Annotated in this window: 2 protein-coding genes and 1 pseudogene; 2 read left to right on the top strand and 1 reads right to left on the bottom strand. The window is 34.7% G+C overall.

Features of this window, described 5'->3' with window-relative positions:
* Positions 1-476: ATP-binding cassette domain-containing protein (locus tag AC1DTM_RS26850; RefSeq protein ID WP_477001315.1), on the top strand; the 476-nt coding region annotated here is incomplete at its 5' end.
* Between the two features lie 22 nt (positions 477-498).
* Here AC1DTM_RS26850 and AC1DTM_RS26845 read toward each other — a convergent pair.
* Positions 499-736: pseudogene (locus AC1DTM_RS26845) on the bottom strand (YmzC family protein); the annotation flags it as partial.
* 180 nt (positions 737-916) lie between these two features.
* On the opposite strand from AC1DTM_RS26845, the gene AC1DTM_RS26840 reads away from it, so the two are divergent.
* On the top strand, positions 917-1,323 hold a 407-nt coding region (locus AC1DTM_RS26840; protein ID WP_477001314.1), incomplete at its 3' end, for a TlpA disulfide reductase family protein.

Raw genomic sequence — 1,323 nt, 5'->3', positions numbered from 1 at the left:
CTACTATATGGCAGGAGCCTCGTTTTTTTCGAACGACAGTAAAAGAGAATATGTATTTTCAAGAAGGGGTCTTAGAAGAACAGTTAGAAAAAAATATTGAACTTGTAAATGCGAAGTCGATTATTAGGAGTTTATCTGAAGGTATTCAGACTGTACTACATAAAAGCGGTGAAGAGTTTTCGGGAGGAGAGAGAAAGCGTCTTGCGTTATTGCGAGCGATTGTATCAAATCCGAATCTCATTATTTTAGATGAACCGACTGCGGGATTAGATCCGAGCAATCAAGAAGTGGTTTGGAATATGCTTAAAKGGCTAGGGGGGAATGTAACGAGAATTGTGACGACACATGATGTCGAGAGGGCGATGATAGCGGATCGGATTGTTGTCATGAAGAATGGAATTATTGTGGAATGTGGGGATCCTAGAGAATTATTAAATTGTAAGTCATTGTTTAAAGAGATGCTAATAAAAAGATAAGAGCTATATAGCGCTCTTATCTTTATTCACTCTTATTAAGTTGGTACGTATATGATTCAGTATCGCTAGTACTAAACTCTTTGACTAGAGTAAGTTCATTTGTATCCGGATTATATTTGAAAATTTTGACCGTACGTTCGCTACTTAGTGATGGATTATATTCTTGAAGAGYAAATGTTTCCACCAGCAATCTGTGTCATATTACTGGTGGAAACATTTTCTATGGAATCATGATTTGTAGAAATTTMAACGACTCTTTTCGCAGTTTTTATATGTATTTCTAATTATATGATAAAAAGGAAAATATTTCATCTTAGTTAAAAATATTCCGACTATTTAGAATGTGAATATTTCCAAGCTTGTCCGTATAAGCTAAAATAAGGTATATAGTATTTTGATGATTATGTTATAAGAAGATAAACACGTTAGGGTGATATAAAATGTGGCGGAAGCTTACGATTATTGTAGTGTTACTTTGTTTAGCGGGATATGCAGCTTATGATCAGTTTGGTAAAAAGGATCAAGTAGTACAAGGGAAGCAAGAAAAAAGTGAAGCTGTTATGAAAGAGATGATTGCAAGGAATGGTATTGAAATAGGAAAGAATGCACCTGATTTTGAATTAACGAAGTTAGATGGAAAAAATGTGAAGTTATCAGATTTAAAAGGAAAGAAAGTGATTTTAAACTTTTGGGCAACGTGGTGTGGACCTTGTCAGCAAGAAATGCCCGATATGGAGGCCTTTTATAAAGAGCATAAGGAAAATGTAGAAATTTTAGCAATAAATTATACTCCTTCAGAAAAAGGTGGGGGAGAAGAAAAGGTAAGCAACTTTGCGAAGGAAAAAGG

It is taken from the genome of Bacillus sp. P4_D3, from assembly GCF_056401855.1.
Note: the sequence above shows the minus strand (reverse complement) of the source record. Positions and strands in the feature narration are given on the sequence as shown.